Origin of the sequence: Paenibacillus canaveralius (genome assembly GCF_047238265.1) — a bacterium.
GTDB lineage: Bacteria > Bacillota > Bacilli > Paenibacillales > NBRC-103111 > Paenibacillus_F.
Genome location: NZ_JBDFMM010000001.1, coordinates 2878764 through 2895338, shown reverse-complemented (window position 1 = coordinate 2895338; position 16575 = coordinate 2878764). Strand labels below are relative to the sequence as shown.

Below are 16575 nucleotides of genomic sequence, written 5' to 3'. Positions count from 1 at the left end.
ATGAATAAAAATTTGATAGATTATGTATATTCTCAAGTGTCCATTAAGGAAGGAAAAAAGGTAATTGAGAATGTTCTTCTTGATATTTATTTCAAACCGGGCATTTCCACCAAAGAGATGGCCAGAAGAACACTGCTGCCCCTGCCGCTTGTATCCGCAATTAAGAAAGAGCTGATCAAGGTGGGGCTCATTGAACAAAAGCGGGGAGTGAACTGTACGGCAAGAGGAAACGGATTTGTCGAACAAATGATGGGCTACGGCCATTTGGATCACGCCCTGTATCAGCGCTTGAAGTACGAGCAGTGGCAGCCTGAAGAGCTGAAAGACATGATGACCAAGCTTGAGAGTGTGTTTGAGGGCCGGCCCCAGGTCGATGTTACGATTGACCAGTCTCGCTGCACGCTGGCTACGAGCATGAACCGGGCTGTTCTGGCGCTTCGCCACGAAGCTCTGATCGGCAGGGACATCGTTTGTCTGGGCGATGATGATCTCGTCAGCGTATCGCTGGCGTTTCTTCTGAAGCAGCTTTTCCGTAACGAGGCCTCCAAGTCGAATACCCGTATTCATGTGTTCGAAATTGACAAACGTATTATCGGCTACGTGAACGATCTGGCGAAAAGCGAAGATTTGCCGATCGTCTGCCACGAAATGGATTTTCGCGAACAGCTTCCGTCTGATTTTCTGCACCGCTTCGATTGCGTGTTCACCGATCCGCCTTATACACAGCAGGGAATGTCGTTATTCGTCTCCCGTGGTATTCAATTGCTGAAGCGGGAAGTTGGACTGCCTATCTTCCTGTCGTTCGCCCACAAATCACCTGACTTTACCTTGGCGATGCAGCGCGAATTTGCCGATATGGGCTTGTTCGTGACGAGCGTTCTGCCTCGCTTCAATGAATATATCGGGGCGGAAATTATTGGTAACACAAGCCAGATGATTGTGTTACAATCTACTGAAGAGACGCACGAAAGCATCGAGCGTGAATACAGACAAGCCCTTTATACCGGAGAAGTCAAGCGTACGGTTCGCTTTTACGAATGCAAACGTTGTAATCGCGTGACCGAAGTAGGCTTCCAAATGCAGTGGCAAACGATCGAACAGCTGAAGAAAGAGGGCTGCCCGAGCTGCCGCTTCGAAACTTTCGAGCTCATTCAAAAAAAGAACGCATAAGAACGCAGATTGGAGTTACAGCAAGATGCCGATTAGAGAAATCGAGCCTCAGGACTTTGCCGTTATTACAAGATTCGAGACAGAAATCTCCACGATTTCATTCGGAGAAGAGGCGATTACCGATCCTCTTTTTCATACGAAAAAACTGGAAAAGGCTTTTCGCTACGAGAGGAAAGGGATGCTTGTTCTTGATGTGGACGGGGAGGTCTCAGGCTGGATGTGGATAACTCCTCGAAGAAACTCGGTCACCAAGGAGACGTATGCGAATTTCAAAAGTTTCTATATTGCGGAATCCTGCCGGGGCACCGCTTATGTCGATGAGCTTTTCGAGGCGGGAATGAACTACTGCAAGAGCGAGGAAGTTACGCAAATCGTCGGTAAGGTGCATGTGAGCAACTTGCCGATGCGGCTTCTTTATAAGAAATACGGCTTCAAGCCGACACATTTGACAATGGAGCTATTTCCCGATGGATCCCAAGATTAAATGTCTGGTATGGGACTTAGACGATACGTTATGGCAGGGGACGCTTCAAGAAGACGAAGCGGGCATTAAACTGCGGCCGGAGATAATTAACGTCCTCGACGCATTGGACCGGCGCGGAATTATTCAGAGCATAGCCAGCCGAAACAATTGGGAACAGGTAAAAACCAAGCTGGAGGAGCTGGGCGTCGGCCAATATTTCCTGTATCCGCAGTGCCATTTCAACTCAAAAGCGCTCAGCATGGAAAAGATAGCGAAGGAACTGAACATCGGATTGGATACGCTGGCTTTGATCGACAACGATCCGTTCGAACGCTTTGAAATCAACTATTATTTTCCCCAGATACGAACTTATGATGCCGGTCAATACCCGGATTTGCCCGATTACCCCGAATTTCAGATGAGTCATGCGACCGAGGAATCGGAAAACCGCCGTCAATATATGCAGGCGCGAGCCAGAAGAGAAGAAGCCAGAAAAGAACACAAGGGAAGCCGGGAGCAATTTTTAAAGGAATGCGGCATGAAGCTGGGGATCCGTTTAGCGAGGAAGGAAGATTACCCGCGGGTTGTTGAATTGTCCCATCGCACGAATCAAATGAACAGTTTGTTAGAAAGAATTGACATGACGTTCGTCGATTCCTACTGCGAGCAGGACGGGAACTATCTGTATGTGGCCAAGCTGGAGGATCGGTTCGGCGCGCATGGGCTTATCGGAACTTGTTTTATTAATACCGCCGACGCAGAAATCAATCTGGATCTTTTTTGCATCTCCTGTCGGATCGAAGGCCGTGGCATCGCTTCGGCATTTTTGTATGCGGTTCTTGAAAAGCTCGGACAACAGCTTCCGATGGCGGAAACGGTACGATGCCGATTGGTCCGTAAACAACGGAATTTACCGGCGAGACTGTTGTTGGAAATGCTCGGCTTCAAGAAATCCGCTGCGGATGACTTGGAATCGATTTACATTCTGCAGCTGCCGCTTCCTCATAAAGTATTTAATTGGCTCGAGATTGGAGTAATGAACGATGAACCGTGATGCGATCGAACGAGAGATTGCCGACCTAATTAAAAAAATGCTTCAACTGCCGTTTGTTGATAACGATACCGTCTTAGTCGGCACGACCGGAGTATTGGATTCCATGACGTTAATTAGACTGCTTGCGGAGTTAGAGAAGCGGTTTGACTTTACGGTGGACGAAGATGATTTGACTCTGGATTCCATCAGCAGCGTTAAGAATCTGACGGATTGGGTGATTAGGAGCAAAGGGGAAAACGCCTGAATCCCCGCAGGCATCCGAAGACACGATATCGATCCCCCGAATACCATGACCAAGCGGAATTTTTTCTGTTTAGTCATGGTATTTTTTATACCTCGAAGAGACAAGTGGATAATCCGCTAAGGATTATTTTTGTGTCCCTGTCTATATTCAGAACAGTTTATTATACACAATATTTACCTATTTTCCTTATTTTTAACATGTTATACTTCTATTATATCTCATACACCTGGCGGCAAACTTTCACAAACTTGTATGCGGTATAAGAGGAAGGAACTAAGGTTTCGTTCTCATCTTACTCAAGGCAGGCATAACAGAACCGATTCACGTTGTACAAAGAAAAACTTTGAACTACGGGAGGAATGTAAGAATGTCTAAAGAAGATGTGAAAACGAATGTGACCGATCCGCAGGCGCCAAATCCCGTGACTATCGTCGGGTATGCGAGTGAATTCAGCGTCCAGCCCGGTCAAGATCTGGACTTTATGATTGATACCGGAAGCTCGGTATATACGGCTAGTGTTGTGCGTTTAAGCGAAGGAATGCCTGATCCGGACAACTCGGTTTTTTTGCCGACGGAACCGGTGACGGCGGATTGTGCGGGTGAATATCCCGGGCGACGGCAAATCACGGCTCCAGGTTCTTACGCCGAGCTGCCTCTGCCGGAAAATTGGATGCAGAGCGGCGAATTCTCGGTTCAGTTGTGGATTTACCCGACGGTTCCCGTCTATGACAATATTCAAACCGTCTGGTCCGCACGCTCTGCGGATGGCGTATCCGGTGCTGCCCTGGCACTGGAAACCGATGGACGTCTCGCGTTATCCCTAACCGGCGGCTGCGGGCAATCCGTTACAATCCGCACCGATATCCCGCTTAAGAAAAATAGATGGTATTCCGTAGTCCTTCAGTATGCTGTAAGCACACAGGAAGCCAAACTTCGCGTCAAAGACCGGGACGGTTGGAGGTCGGATAACGGCCTGCAGTTTCATACCGCTACCGCAAATTTGGATTACAGCAATGTTTCCTTATCGCGCGTCCTGCTCGCTGCGGATTCCGATCCTGCCTCTGCGGGACGCACCATTCATCACTACAACGGTAAAATCGGCAATCCCCGGTTCTGGGGAGAGCTTCTGACCGAAGAGTTGATACCGGACGTGCTGCTTGGCACAAAAGGAATTGGCGCCGCTCCTTTGGCGGATTACGATTTCAGCGCCGATATTGCATCTACATGCCTTAAGGACCTGTCGGCAGGCGGCTATCACGGCACTCTGCACCAGGGAGGCACAAGGGCGGTAACCAGTCATAACTGGAACGGGGAACAGCTCGATTACCGGCAAGCGCCCGAACAATATGCGGCTGTTCATTTTCATGATAACGATCTTGTCGATGCCGGGTGGGAGATTGATTTTTTCTGGAAAATCCCGGACGATCTGCCCAGTGGAATCTACGCGCTCAAACTTGAAGCGGAAGGCAGCGTAGACTTTATTCCTTTCTTTGTACGTCCTCTTCAAGGAACTGCAAATGCACCCGTGTTGTTTCTTGCGCCGACTAATACTTATGTGGCTTACGGAAACGAGCGTCTGTTTAAATTTGCCAAAGACTATCTGGGAGAGGACTACGTTCTTCCTTCCCAAGACGTTTATTTGGATGAGCATCCGGAGCTGGGCAACTCCATCTACGACCTGCATAACGATGGGAGCGGCGTTCAATTCTCCTCCCGTCTGCGGCCGCTTTTGAATATCCGGCCTCACTACCGTAATTGGCGGGCCGTACGGCATTTTTCCGCCGATCTGTACATTACAGGATGGCTGGAGAAACGGGGTCAGAGCTACGACGTTGCTACGGACGAGGATTTGCACCATGAGGGAGTTGATCTACTGTCCCCTTACAAAGTGCTGATCACCGGCAGCCATCCCGAATACTGGACAAGACCGATGATGAAGGCTCTGGAGCAATATTTAGCGAGCGGCGGGCGTGTGATGTATTTAGGCGGGAACGGGTTTTATTGGGTGACGAGCCTCGATCCGGACCGCCCGTCCTTATTAGAAGTAAGGCGCGGCAACTCCGGTTCACGCGCTTCGGACTCTCCTCCGGGCGAACTGTTCCATAGTACGACGGGAGAGTCCGGCGGACTATGGCGTCATCATGGTTATGTGCCCCAGCGTGTTGTCGGTGTAGGAACAAGCGCTTTGGGCGGCGGATCCGCTACCGGCTTCCGGCGGTTAGATGACAGCTTCAAACCGGAAGCCGCATTTATTTTTGACGGAATCGGCGACAATGAGCTTATTGGTAATTTCGGCCATGCTGCCGGAGGAGCCGCCGGCGATGAAATCGACCGTTACGATCTGAGTTTGGGGACACCCCCGCACACGCTGCGTCTGGCGACATCGACCGGTCATGACGATAATTACCAATTCGTGCATGAAGATCTGCTTCACACTGCGCCGGGTCAGGGAGGCACCGCAAATCCGCTCGTGCGGGCGGACATGACTTATTTTGATATTCATGGCGGAGGCGCCGTGTTCTCTGTCGGTTCGATTAACTGGGCCGGCAGCCTGGGCTGGAACAATTACAACAACAACGTAGTCCGTATCAGCGACAACGTACTGAGCAAGCTGCTGCTGTAATCGTATAAAAACTGAAACGAGCACGTACAAAGCCGAGGGAAGAGCTCCCTCGGTTTTTATGTTTAGCAGAGACACAGCATTAACATTGCATGGCAGTAACCAGGAAGAGTTCAGTCGGATTATACGAGAGCCTGCAATCAGATAGGAAGCTGAAAGCAAGATGCGAAAGGTGCAGAGGAGACTTTCAACTGCCAAGGCTGCATACGGCAGTTCCAGCGAAGCAAGTAAAAATTTCCATTCTAGGATTGCAAAGACATCGTGAACGTTATATACTGTAATCATATATGTTTCAGTTAGTTGTTCGGCCGCTTATTTTGAGATATACGGTGCCTGATAGGAGCGCCGTAATTATTAAGGAGGAGAGAGCTATGTCCATTTTACAAACATCTTTAACGGTGGAGCAGCAGCAATTTTTCAATGTTATTCAGGATCGCCGGTCTGTCCGCAGCTATGATCCCGATGTCAAGATTTCGCGGGAGGAAATGAACGAAATCTTGCAGCAAACAACGCTGGCTCCTTCAGCGGCCAATTTGCAGCCGTGGAGGTTCCTCGTGATCGACTCGCCGGAGCTAAAGCAAATGCTGCTTCCCATCGCGTATAGTCAGCAGCAAGTGATCGAGGCTTCAGCCGTGATTGCGGTCTTAGGAGATCTGGAGAGCTACAAATTGGCCGAAAAAATTTACGGAATGACGGCTGATGCGGGTTACATGCCTGCAGAGACGGCTAAATCGTTTGTGGAACGCTACGAAGGAATGTTCAAAAGCATGCCAGCGGAAAGAATTCGCCGGATTGTTTCTATTGACGGCGGTTTGGTATCCATGCAGCTCATGCTTGTAGCCCGTGCCAAAGGCTACGATACGGTCCCGATGGCCGGTTATGACGAGGCCAAGTTTATGGAAGCATTCAATATTTCAGAGCGGTACGCTCCTGTTATGCTTATCGCCATCGGCAAAGCGGCGAAACCGGGACATCCGACGGTAAGATTGCCGATTGAGGATGTCACTTTCTACAATGAAATGCCCAAGGCATAAATAGTCCACAACGAAAAGACGCCCGCGGATTCAATGGGATCCCGGCGTCTTTTTGGTTTATCAGGCAGAAAGCTGCAGATCGAGATCGAAACGAGAGGTTCCGACTCGAGCCTTTTCCTTATTTTATTGAAATTGCTTCGTCCTCGAATGCGGAGGCCGGTTGAAGGGCAGGCAGGGGCTGAAGAGCGGTAGTCCGATCGAGATGAATAAACGCATCATAACGGTCCTTCATGCTGGATGGCACATAATTTCCGAATCGCTCCTGATTCGGATTGTACACCACTCCGATGGCGCGGTGGCCAATGGTCTTCTGGAGCACGGAGGAGGCCTCGGAGAGTAGAACCATGCCGTCCCGTCCGCTTCCGGCGAGGTGCATATATTCTTCCCAGCTTCCAGGTTGTCCGGGCGGTACAGTCATTTTCTCCACCGGGGCTCCCCAGGAACTTCCGGCCAGCACCTCGCCCTGATAAGTGCCGAAACCGACGGCGAACACGCGGTGTTCCGGATCTTCCCGCAGGAGCTGTCCTACGTTGACCATGCCCTCCTGCGTCATATCCGTTGCCCGCGCATCCCCGATATGCGTGTTATGCTCCCAGACGATGGCTTTGGCGGAGGACCCGTAATAGGCCATAATCCGTTTCAGCGATTCAACCATATGCCGGTCCCTCACATTCCAGGACTTCGGTCCGCCCCGGACCATCGTCCGATAATAGGCTTCCGAGCTGGAAGTGACCAGCATATTCACCTCCGCATTCAATTCTTCTTCGTTGTCCGGATGTGCGATGCGCCGGCTCTGCATCTGCTTGAGCAGTTCAACCACTTCATCTTCGCAGCTCTCCGAGAGCAAGCCCGCCGCAATGCCATACGTCTGATGGTCCTTACTGTAGGGATCGAAACAGGCGAAGGTCCGGCGGGCCTGTTCCAGCTGGGGAGACCCGGTCTTTTCCAGATAGCCGATAATGGCCTCCATCGATTCCCACAGCGAATACATGTCTATGCCGTAAAAACCGGCCTTCTGCCGACCGCTGCCGCCTCCGTGATTTGCCGTATTATGCGCCTTGAGCCATTCCGCGAAATCCCGAATATCCGTATTCGCCCACATCCAGGCCGGCCACCGGGTAAAATCGCCCAGCGCCTCGGCCGCCGAGGAATCAGCTCCCGCCATTCCTTTGACATACCGGTTCAACCGGTAAGCCGCGGGCCAGTCTCCTTCGACACCGATGATGTTGAAGCCTTTGCTTGTAATCAGCCTCTTCGAAAGCTCGGCCCGCACCCGGTAAAAATCAGATGTCCCATGGCTCGCTTCGCCGAGCAGCACAATATCCGCGTTTCCGATGGCTTCAATCGCCCGGTCCAGGTTATCCATTTCGTCCAAGGGGATAAACAAGGCGTTCAGCTCTTTCAAATAGGCATTTTGCCCGGTTGTTCGATTGTTGGAATTCATCCGGCAGTTCCTCCAATTGTCGGTATGAGTGAATTATTTCCGATTTAGCTAATCATTAACCGCAAACGGTTCGCGAATATCGAGGCCGAAATGACCCTTACGCAAGCAAGCAGCGGCAAAAAAACCACGGATCTACGGAATAAGGTGGGGCAGTTATTAAAAAATAAAAGGGCATCCGCTCGCTGAAATCTAAAGCGGATGTCCTTTTTTGCAATCTTCATTCGCCACAACTGATGGCAAGGTGAATCAAATTCTTCAGTGGCCTAGCCGTATTATCATGGGGACCGCGTTTATTTTCATACTCGGCGGGTTCCGTTTCGCTCCGCCAGCTTGAATGCCAGCGGAAGGATGAGCGCCGTGGCGGCGGCCAGCACATACAGACAAATGTTATACGCGCCGGAATAAGCAGAGACAGAGCCGTTATAGGCTTCAAGAGCGCTAAGCCAAACAGTCCCGATCAGAGCGATTCCGATCGTAGAGGCGATCTGTATGCTGGTAGTCATGACACCGGATGCGGAGCCGATGTCCGCCGGGCGGATTTTCGCCAAAACGATATTAGTCAGCGGCGCGGCGACGAAACCTTGACCGATGCCGAGCACGGCCAGAGCCGGGAGCCATATGCCGATATCGGATGAACCCCCGGTCGTTCGGACCGCCCAGCTAAGCAGCAGGTAGCCTGCTGTCGTCAAGATGGAACCGAGGGTCAGCACATGGGCTCCAAACTTTGCGGCGACTCGGGAAGAGAACAGCGAGGCGAGGAAATACCCGATTCCCATCAAACCGATTACAAGACCTGCCTGCAGAGCCGTGAAATGAAGACCAAGCTGAAGCATGTAGGCGGAGACAAGGAAGAAGGCCCCCTGCGACGACATTAACAGAAGCACAACGATAATACCGAGCGCAAACACCTTGTGTTTGAAGAGATCGACATTCATAAACGGGAGCCGGCCGCGGCGCAGTAGTCTCCGTTCGTACCAGGCGAACAAAACCAACATAGGCGCAGACAAGAGCAAACTGACAACGAGGCCGGCGGGCCATCCCGTACGCTGTCCCTGCACGAGCGGATACACGAGCATCAGCAGGCCGGCCGCGGCGAGTGCGGCTCCGATCCAATCCAGCCGGGCACGATCCTGTGAGCCGGACTCCGGAATAAACGGAATCAAGGCTAATATCAGAGCCCCGAGCAGGACGCTGATCAGGAACACCGCTCTCCAATCCAGATCCCACAAATTCATGCGGAGAAGCAGCCCGCCGATGATCTGCCCGGCTGTCGCGGCGATTCCCTGGGTCGCTCCATACATGCCGAAGACCGCACCTCGACGTTCCGGAGTATAATTCGCTTGAATGAGGGATAAAACCTGCGGCATAAACAGAGCGGCGCCGACGCCTTGAAGGACGCGCGACGCAATAAGCATAGTGACGTGTGCAGATAAGCCGCATACCAGAGAAGCGACCGTGAATAAAGCCACTCCGATGAAGAGCATTTTCCGGCGTCCATACCGGTCACCCAGCCGGGCGCCGATAATCAGCAGAACGGCGAACGTAAGAGTATACCCGGTCAGCATGAATTGTACATCGGCGAAACTGGCTCCGAGCCCTTTCTGGATCGAAGGCGTAGCTACGTTCACGATGAACACGTTCGACACTGCCATAAATACCGGCAAAAGCAGAGCGGGCAGCATCAGACGCGATCTGCGTCCGTCTCCTTTGGAGACGGAATCGCGAGTCCGGACCACCTGGCCGGAAGCGTCCGGAAGCGTGTTGGGCATACAGAATTCCCCTTTCGCACTACTCGCTCGATTGACAGGAGGCGAGAGGCTTTCATATAATGGAGGAGACAGGTCTGTCTCTTTATGTTGAAATGATACAGACAGATCTGTCTCATGTCAATATACTTTTTTTCTAAGCCTTTTGCAAACCAATAGAGACGGGGGACGAAAATGAAAAAAGAATCGGCCAGAGATCGTATACTGCGGGTCGCCTCCGAGTTGTTTTACATGGAAGGAATTCGGGCGGTCGGCATTGACCGGATTATCAAAGAATCCGGCGTTGCCAAGGCAAGTTTTTATCGAAGTTTCGCGACAAAAGACGATTTGGCGGTTGCTTATCTCGAATCCAGGGATGAACTAAAAGTAGAAAAACTGGAAAAGCTGAGGCAGATGTACCCAAGCTCCCCGAAGGAACAACTCGGCGTCCTCATTCGCGATGTGACCGAACAGATGAGGACGCCGGATTACCGGGGGTGCCCGTTTTTGAACGCGGCGGTTGAATTCCCGGATCCGGATCACCCCGCCCACGTTAAATTACTGGACATCCAAAGGAGCTTCTGGTCCCGGGTTCTCGAGCTTGCGGAGGAAGGCGGGGCACGGCACCCCGAGGAGCTGACTGTTCAACTGAGGATGTTGTATGACGGATTCGTCATGAAGAGTTACTTGGATACGTCCGATTCTGATCCGGAATATTTCCGGAAGGCTGCGGAGCTGCTCCTGGAAAAGCAGCTCACTCCAGGCAACGATCGCGGGTAACGGAGGGGATTCATTGTACCGTAGTCGCTAGCGGTTGAAGAACTATACCCGGAATTGAATTCGAAAGCAAAAGCAGCCCGCCCTCGAATGAGGAGCGAGCTGCTTTTTTTAAAACAAAATAGCTTCCGCCCTTATAATAAGAAGCGGAAGCTATTATTAACCGGTGCCGGAAGCAGGGACGCCTACAAGCTCAGCGTCTCGAACCGGGCTTTGATGTCCTCAACCAGCAGCTTCGCCGCGATGATACCGCCCGATGTATTCCATACCGCTTCATTCACATTGAAAATCCGTTGTTTTTTTACAACGTTCAGACTTTGTCCAAGCGGGCTTTTCAGCCATTCATCCGCCGTTTTGGAGGCACCGGTTTCACCGTTGCGGTCAGAAGTGAAATAGAAGAGGACATCGCCATCAAGCACGTTCATTTGCTCCGTTGTAAGATCGGCGGTGAACTCATTTTTGTTTTGAGCGTCCGGGCGGGCAAAACCCAGTTGTTCAAAAACGACGCCGGCAAAATTGTTTTTGTAATAAACGCGCACTTTTCCGGGCTGGAACCGGGCCAGCGAAACACGCATTTTCGTTTTATCGCCCAGGGCCGCCTTCGTTTGTCCGATAGTCTTGTTGTAGTTATCCAGAGCCGTTTTGCCTTCCGCTTCTTTGTTCAGCGCCTTCGCGTACAGCTCGAAGTTTTCAATCATGCTATCGCCGAGATTCTCCGTAAAGACGGTTGGGGCAATAGCGGATAACTGCGTATATATTTTTTCGTGGCGGACCTTGGTTCCTAAAATAAGATCCGGTTTCAAGCTGGCTATAAGCTCCAGATTAGGCTGCGTCTCGTCGCCGACAACTTTCACGCCGTCCATCTTATCTTTGATATGATCAAACCAGGGCTCGCCAATCCACGACTTTACCGCAGCGACCGGTTTAATGCCAAGTTCCAACAAAGATTCGGTACCCTGGTTCGTCAATACGACGACTCGCTGCGGCGTTCCGGTAATGGGCGTTTCGCCCATAGCATGTTTAATCGTGCGGACCGGAGCTTCGCTGCCTTTCCCTTCCGTCGGCTGGGGGGCGTTCGGTTTGGCGCAGGCTGCGAATAGTAAGGACATGAGGAGGAGGAGAGGCAGCGCCATCCATTTTTTTGATGTTCCCAACAATAATACCCCTTTTCGTTTTTTCTTATTTGTAAAAATGATTATCATTCTCAATGAAAGTTTACAAAAGACTCCCTTGATTTGAATGATGCGTCTCTCTGAAAAACAGAAACGTTACAGATGTAACACGTGTTGTCCTTGTTTACCTTAATATAAAATCTTTTTGGTTGCAATGCTTGCCGGGGAAATGAGAACAAAAATGGACACATAAGAGAATGTGTCACACTTTGAACCCTCAGCCGTTTTTCTATAAAATTATTCACGGTTCGATAGTTTTTTGAACAAGCTTTCATGGTACAAATGCAGCATATGGTATAGTTGGATCGGCTGCGCTCAAAGCATTCTTGCAGCAGCGGTTGAATGAAGGATAGGAATTTACACGACAGAGGATGTGGCACACATGAACGCGCAGTCAGGCAAACTTGCTCTGCGATCGCAGGAATGGATTCAAACGGCCTTGTTTCAACTTATGGAAAAAAAAGAGTATTCACACATATCGATAACCGAGATCGCGGATAGAGCCGGGCTTGCACGACAAACCGTTTATCGCAATTTTCAAGATAAAGACGTTATCCTGCTCAACTATTTGAACGGATTTATGAAAGGAATGTGGCACGATGTGGGTGCCGGTATGAAGACCTCATTCGACGAAGACATGTTCGTCCTGCTTTTCCGCAATTGGAAACGCAATGCTCCTGCCGCCTTAATCCATAGTATTCTGACCAAAGACCGCAAGATCAGGCAGCTCATTTATAAAAGCATTTGTGACTATTTCGACGGGCTGCTCGCGGGCAGAACAAATGAGCCGGGCGGAAACGGGGAGGGAGCGGCTCCTATACACAGGCTGTATGCGGGAAAATCGCTATCCTCCATCGTGCATATGATGCTGATCGAATGGACTTTGAATGATTTCCATCTGACGCCGGAACAAATCGGAAGGATGGTTAGCGATTTGACCGCTTCGATCCGGGCGTACTTATAAAGCCAAAGCAGTTCTGATCGGTAGGAAATGAGAAGCCCGCTCTTCAAATCGTCGGATACCGTGCTAACGGCTCCCTTTTCAGAAGGTCCATTTACATAAAAGAGACAAGATCGGGGAGTGCCCTTATCCTGTCTTTATGCGTGAAATATGCTTCTACTGTACTAAATGATCCAAATCCGGCTGCAATTTGTTCCGCAAAACATACAGCATGATGGTACCAACAAGGAACGCGACGGCATCCGCAATGACGAGCGACCAGACGACCCCGTGGAAACCGTTCATTCGATTGGCGATATAGAGCACTGGAATGAGAGTAATTCCTTGAATAACCGACATAATAAACGCGGCGGTTCCTTGCGCTGTCGCTTGGAAAATTCCCGTAAACAATGTGGTCATTCCCGTAATGAACAAGGATAAGAACGTCACATGTAGAATATAGCTGCCCGTTTCAATTAATTGCGGGTCATTCGTAAATAAACCGATCAAGTGGCCGGAAATGAGATAGACGATGATGCCGAACACGACAGCTAACGCCACAATCACTTTGATCGTAAAGCCAATGGTGTGCTTCATGCGTAATTTATTCGCTGTAAACGAGAAGGCAATAAGCGGCACGACTCCCTCGCATAAGCCCATCAAAATAAACTCCGGAAATTGTAACAAACGCGATGAAATTCCGTAAGCCGCTACGGACTGATCCCCATACTCGACAAGGAAATGGTTAAAGATAAGCGACATGGCACCCAAAAAGATACTCATAATAAACACAGGGACTCCGATTTTGAATACATTGCTCAGAATGTCTTTGGTTACCTTAAACCATTTTACAGAGATCGTTAGGAATTGACTCTTGTTTTTTATATGGAAAGCGTAGAAAGCACTTGCAACCAAGTTAGAAATAACCGTAGCCGACGCAACGCCGATCACGTCCCAATGAAACACGAAGATGACTAACGCATCGAGAATAATATTTACGGCCACACTGAGAACCATCCCGATCATTGATGTGACGGCTGCTCCCTCCGAACGAACGATATTCTCCAGCGTGAAGAATAATACGACGAACGGTGAACCCATAAGCATAACCGTGACATAGTCCTTCGTGAATTCGAAGGAGTCCGGCGTTGCCCCCAAGGCATGAACGATTGGATCAATCAATGGGAGGCCGGCGATCATCACGATAAGACCGAGAAGCAGGCTGCTGTAAAAGGCGAATGAAGACAGATGCTTTACATCCTCAATTTTTTTCTCTCCCAGTAAACGAGAAATGAAAGTACCGCTGCCCATACCGATCAAGTTGCCTAGCGCCATAATCGCCGCGAATAACGGCAAGGTTAGTGCAAGTGCGGTCAGCATGGCCGTATTGCCCAGTGTACCGAGGAAATAGGCATTCAAGATGGAATAGATGACACTCATTGACGTGCCTAGCATCATCGGTACAGCGAAGTGAGCTACGGCTTTAGCGATTGGTGCTTTTTCAAAGTAATGGAGGTTTTCTGCATCCATGCGGGTCACTACTTTCTTTATCATATTTTGGAATGCAATCTAACAGTGTTAGTTTGTGCCTTACAGTGTTAGATGATATCATGAACCTATGGACCTGTAAAGCATAAACTTACACTGTTAGGTAAAAGGGCGGATAGAGATGAAAAAACAGCAGCCTCAGATTTCTGAGGTTAAAATTTTGGAAGCCTCGTGGGAGATTCTCGCAGAAGAGGGAATCGAGAAATTCAGCATGAGACGATTGGCCGACCGATTGGGGATTCAGGCCCCTTCTTTGTACTGGTACTTCAAGAACAAGCAGAATCTTTATCAGCGTCTGGCCAACCACGTATCGAAAATGATTCTGGAGGAGTTTCACTCCGATGGGAACTGGAAGGAGCAGTTGACGGAGCTTGCGGTGACGGTACGAAACGTACTCAGCCGTTATCCATGCTCCACCCAGCTCATGATGATGACGCTGCCCCACGAACCGGACATCATCCGGTTCACCAACCGGATGCTGCTCTGCGTGGAATCGACGCCACTTGAGCAAGAGCAGAAAATGCAAGTGGTGACTACGCTTGTGAACTATGTCTTTTATTTTGTTCTGGACCATTATCAGCATGAGCGCAATGTCTCCGCTATCTTTAAGGGCAAGGAAACACTACCCGGTGATGAGATGATTCGCCTTCTGGACTCCTTGGGCGAGAATGATGCGGGACTGTTCCGGAAGATGTTCACTAACGGGCTGTTCGAGCTGATGGGAACCGACGAGGCGTTTGAGTTCGGACTGAAGCTGATTCTGCTGGGGATTGAGCAAGTGATAAAGGAGCAGGAGAAGTAGGGGGTAACACGCCATCCGGTCATCGTTTGACGTTTTCAATACAGGTAATATTCATTTGTACTTGTAAACGTAATTTACTTGTATTTATGAACAAGGCAGAACTAAGTATTTTCGTTTACTTCTGCAACCTCAATGGGTGGCGCTAAGACCAGCCATTATAGATAACGCGAACCGTATAAAAGAATCAACCAAAACTCCATGCTTATGTATGGAGTTTTAGTTTACCTTGTAGAGGGCGGTCGATTCTGATCACCCTGGTTGCTGCGAACCGATGAACCGATGAACAGGATGACCAAAGCAACGCGGAACTGTGGCGTTATGCGTAAATGACGCATCGTACCTTTAGCGTTTCGGAATTGCGAGCAATTTGGCATTTCCATGTGGGGAACAGGTACCGTTTTGACTCATAACCAGGACGTGTTTAAAACGCCGCACGCTTTTTGCACTTGACGGGTTCCCCCCTACGCAATTACACTGACGATGGTTTAAGTCCTATATTTTGTAAAATTGGGAGTGAAGCGAATGGAGCCGTTGATAAGCATTGTGATGCCGACGTACAATCGAGCGCAAATCATTTCCGGCGCGATCGAATCCATCATACGCCAGTCTTACGCCAACTGGGAGCTCATCGTCGTTGACGACCGAAGCACGGATCATACGGAAGAGGCGATCCGCGACTGGATGCGCAAAGATGAACGAATCCGCTATGTGAGCAATGAACGTGAAAAGGGACCGGGCGGCGCGCGAAACACGGGAATGCTGGAAGCGCAAGGCGAATATGTGGCGTTTCTTGATTCCGATGACGAATGGTTTCCATGCCATTTGACCGACAGCATGCGGACGCATGCGCTCACGAAAGCGGATATCAGCTTTGCGCTATGGGTGGAACAACACGGGGATATGATTTCCTATAACTTCGACAATAAGATGGAGCGGTATTTGCTGCATTCGATGCGAACAACGTTCGAAACATGGAATGAAGGGGAAACGATCGTTTTTGAGGAGGGGTTGTTCGAAGCGTTTTTATCGCATACGCGCAATTTTTTTCAACTGAACACGATGGTATTCCGCCGGGGAACTGCTGGCCGAAGTCGGCCTGATCAACGAACATTTTCATCTGGGGGAAGATACGACCTATCTGCTCCGCTTTTTCGACAAATACAGAATCGCCCTCCAAACCAAACCTCATTCCGTCTACCGGGAGTCACCCGACAGCCTCTACTTCTTCTGCGACCGCTGGCAGCTTGATCCCGATACGATTCATCTCAACGAGGACCTATATAAAAAAATCGAGGAACTTAGCTTTAAATCCATCCAGGTGCGCGAGCATATCCGGAATTTAGTCGCTCGGTCCGATTCCGTCCGCAATAAAGCGAAACAGCTTTCTTACATTGACATCGGTATCGCAGGCAAATATTATACGCTCAGCTATTTGAACCGTTATGACCGCAAAAAAGCGCTCCGCTACTGCCGCCAATCCCTTCGTTACAAAGTTAATATTTTTAATTTGTATTTGTTTCTCAAGCTACTGTTTGCAAGCAAGAGCGGAAATGCTTTTTTAC

At 49.9% G+C, this 16575-nt stretch carries 14 protein-coding genes; 10 read left to right on the top strand and 4 right to left on the bottom strand.

Features of this window, described 5'->3' with window-relative positions; translation table 11 throughout:
- The 6 genes from ABC395_RS13270 (at window position 1) to ABC395_RS13245 (ending at window position 6585) form a co-directional block, all read left to right on the top strand.
- Complete coding sequence (locus ABC395_RS13270) at window positions 1–1170, top strand: bis-aminopropyl spermidine synthase family protein (RefSeq protein WP_413003700.1); 1170 nt, start codon at window positions 1–3, stop codon at window positions 1168–1170.
- A 25-nt stretch (window positions 1171–1195) separates the two neighbouring features.
- The gene (locus tag ABC395_RS13265) at window positions 1196–1654 is read left to right on the top strand and encodes a GNAT family N-acetyltransferase (protein WP_413003698.1); all 459 of its coding nucleotides are present in this window, start codon (window positions 1196–1198) and stop codon (window positions 1652–1654) included.
- A complete protein-coding gene (locus tag ABC395_RS13260; protein WP_413003696.1) occupies window positions 1638–2687 on the top strand; it encodes an HAD-IIIC family phosphatase in 1050 nt (349 codons plus the stop codon). Before ABC395_RS13265 ends, ABC395_RS13260 begins: the two co-directional genes overlap by 17 nt.
- Window positions 2677–2931: an acyl carrier protein gene (locus ABC395_RS13255; RefSeq protein WP_413003694.1), complete on the top strand. Its 255-nt coding sequence runs from the start codon at window positions 2677–2679 to the stop codon at window positions 2929–2931. The genes ABC395_RS13260 and ABC395_RS13255 overlap by 11 nt, the downstream gene beginning before the upstream one ends.
- Window positions 2932–3298: 367 nt before the next feature.
- Window positions 3299–5554, top strand: coding sequence for a N,N-dimethylformamidase beta subunit family domain-containing protein (locus tag ABC395_RS13250; RefSeq protein ID WP_413003692.1), 2256 nt, complete (start codon window positions 3299–3301; stop codon window positions 5552–5554).
- A gap of 368 nt (window positions 5555–5922) precedes the next feature.
- Complete coding sequence (locus ABC395_RS13245) at window positions 5923–6585, top strand: nitroreductase family protein (protein WP_413003691.1); 663 nt, start codon at window positions 5923–5925, stop codon at window positions 6583–6585.
- Window positions 6586–6703: 118 nt separating this feature from the next.
- On the opposite strand, the gene ABC395_RS13240 is transcribed toward ABC395_RS13245, so the two are convergent.
- Window positions 6704–8029, bottom strand: a complete 1326-nt coding sequence (locus ABC395_RS13240; protein WP_413003689.1) for an erythromycin esterase family protein — start codon at window positions 8027–8029, stop codon at window positions 6704–6706.
- A 296-nt stretch (window positions 8030–8325) separates the two neighbouring features.
- On the bottom strand, window positions 8326–9798 hold the full coding sequence (locus tag ABC395_RS13235; protein ID WP_413003687.1) for an MFS transporter: 1473 nt from the start codon (window positions 9796–9798) through the stop codon (window positions 8326–8328).
- Between the two features lie 171 nt (window positions 9799–9969).
- Here ABC395_RS13235 and ABC395_RS13230 point away from each other — a divergent pair, with 171 nt between their 5' ends.
- Window positions 9970–10554, top strand: coding sequence for a TetR/AcrR family transcriptional regulator (locus ABC395_RS13230; protein WP_413003685.1), 585 nt, complete (start codon window positions 9970–9972; stop codon window positions 10552–10554).
- Window positions 10555–10736: 182 nt separating this feature from the next.
- Here ABC395_RS13230 and ABC395_RS13225 read toward each other — a convergent pair whose 3' ends face one another.
- Entirely contained in the window at window positions 10737–11705 is a 969-nt protein-coding gene (locus tag ABC395_RS13225) for an ABC transporter substrate-binding protein (protein WP_413003684.1), read from the bottom strand.
- A gap of 400 nt (window positions 11706–12105) precedes the next feature.
- Between ABC395_RS13225 and ABC395_RS13220 the strand changes: the two genes are divergently transcribed.
- Complete coding sequence (locus tag ABC395_RS13220; protein WP_413003682.1) at window positions 12106–12687, top strand: TetR/AcrR family transcriptional regulator; 582 nt, start codon at window positions 12106–12108, stop codon at window positions 12685–12687.
- A gap of 153 nt (window positions 12688–12840) precedes the next feature.
- On the opposite strand, the gene ABC395_RS13215 is transcribed toward ABC395_RS13220, so the two are convergent.
- Complete coding sequence (locus ABC395_RS13215) at window positions 12841–14193, bottom strand: MATE family efflux transporter (protein WP_413003680.1); 1353 nt, start codon at window positions 14191–14193, stop codon at window positions 12841–12843.
- A gap of 139 nt (window positions 14194–14332) precedes the next feature.
- Between ABC395_RS13215 and ABC395_RS13210 the strand changes: the two genes are divergently transcribed.
- Window positions 14333–15013: a TetR/AcrR family transcriptional regulator gene (locus ABC395_RS13210; protein WP_413003677.1), complete on the top strand. Its 681-nt coding sequence runs from the start codon at window positions 14333–14335 to the stop codon at window positions 15011–15013.
- Window positions 15014–15535: 522 nt separating this feature from the next.
- Window positions 15536–16261, top strand: coding sequence for a glycosyltransferase family 2 protein (locus ABC395_RS13205; RefSeq protein WP_413003675.1), 726 nt, complete (start codon window positions 15536–15538; stop codon window positions 16259–16261).
- Window positions 16262–16575 lie beyond the last annotated feature (314 nt).

Coding starts and splice junctions, on each gene's coding strand:
- ABC395_RS13230 (WP_413003685.1), top strand. CDS start 9,970: ATGAAAAAAGAATCGGCCAGAGATCGTATACTGCGGGTCGCCTCCGAG.
- ABC395_RS13245 (WP_413003691.1), top strand. CDS start 5,923: ATGTCCATTTTACAAACATCTTTAACGGTGGAGCAGCAGCAATTTTTC.
- ABC395_RS13210 (WP_413003677.1), top strand. CDS start 14,333: ATGAAAAAACAGCAGCCTCAGATTTCTGAGGTTAAAATTTTGGAAGCC.
- ABC395_RS13235 (WP_413003687.1), bottom strand. CDS start 9,798: ATGCCCAACACGCTTCCGGACGCTTCCGGCCAGGTGGTCCGGACTCGC.
- ABC395_RS13240 (WP_413003689.1), bottom strand. CDS start 8,029: ATGAATTCCAACAATCGAACAACCGGGCAAAATGCCTATTTGAAAGAG.
- ABC395_RS13260 (WP_413003696.1), top strand. CDS start 1,638: ATGGATCCCAAGATTAAATGTCTGGTATGGGACTTAGACGATACGTTA.
- ABC395_RS13215 (WP_413003680.1), bottom strand. CDS start 14,193: ATGGATGCAGAAAACCTCCATTACTTTGAAAAAGCACCAATCGCTAAA.
- ABC395_RS13220 (WP_413003682.1), top strand. CDS start 12,106: ATGAACGCGCAGTCAGGCAAACTTGCTCTGCGATCGCAGGAATGGATT.
- ABC395_RS13255 (WP_413003694.1), top strand. CDS start 2,677: ATGAACCGTGATGCGATCGAACGAGAGATTGCCGACCTAATTAAAAAA.
- ABC395_RS13205 (WP_413003675.1), top strand. CDS start 15,536: ATGGAGCCGTTGATAAGCATTGTGATGCCGACGTACAATCGAGCGCAA.
- ABC395_RS13250 (WP_413003692.1), top strand. CDS start 3,299: ATGTCTAAAGAAGATGTGAAAACGAATGTGACCGATCCGCAGGCGCCA.
- ABC395_RS13265 (WP_413003698.1), top strand. CDS start 1,196: ATGCCGATTAGAGAAATCGAGCCTCAGGACTTTGCCGTTATTACAAGA.
- ABC395_RS13270 (WP_413003700.1), top strand. CDS start 1: ATGAATAAAAATTTGATAGATTATGTATATTCTCAAGTGTCCATTAAG.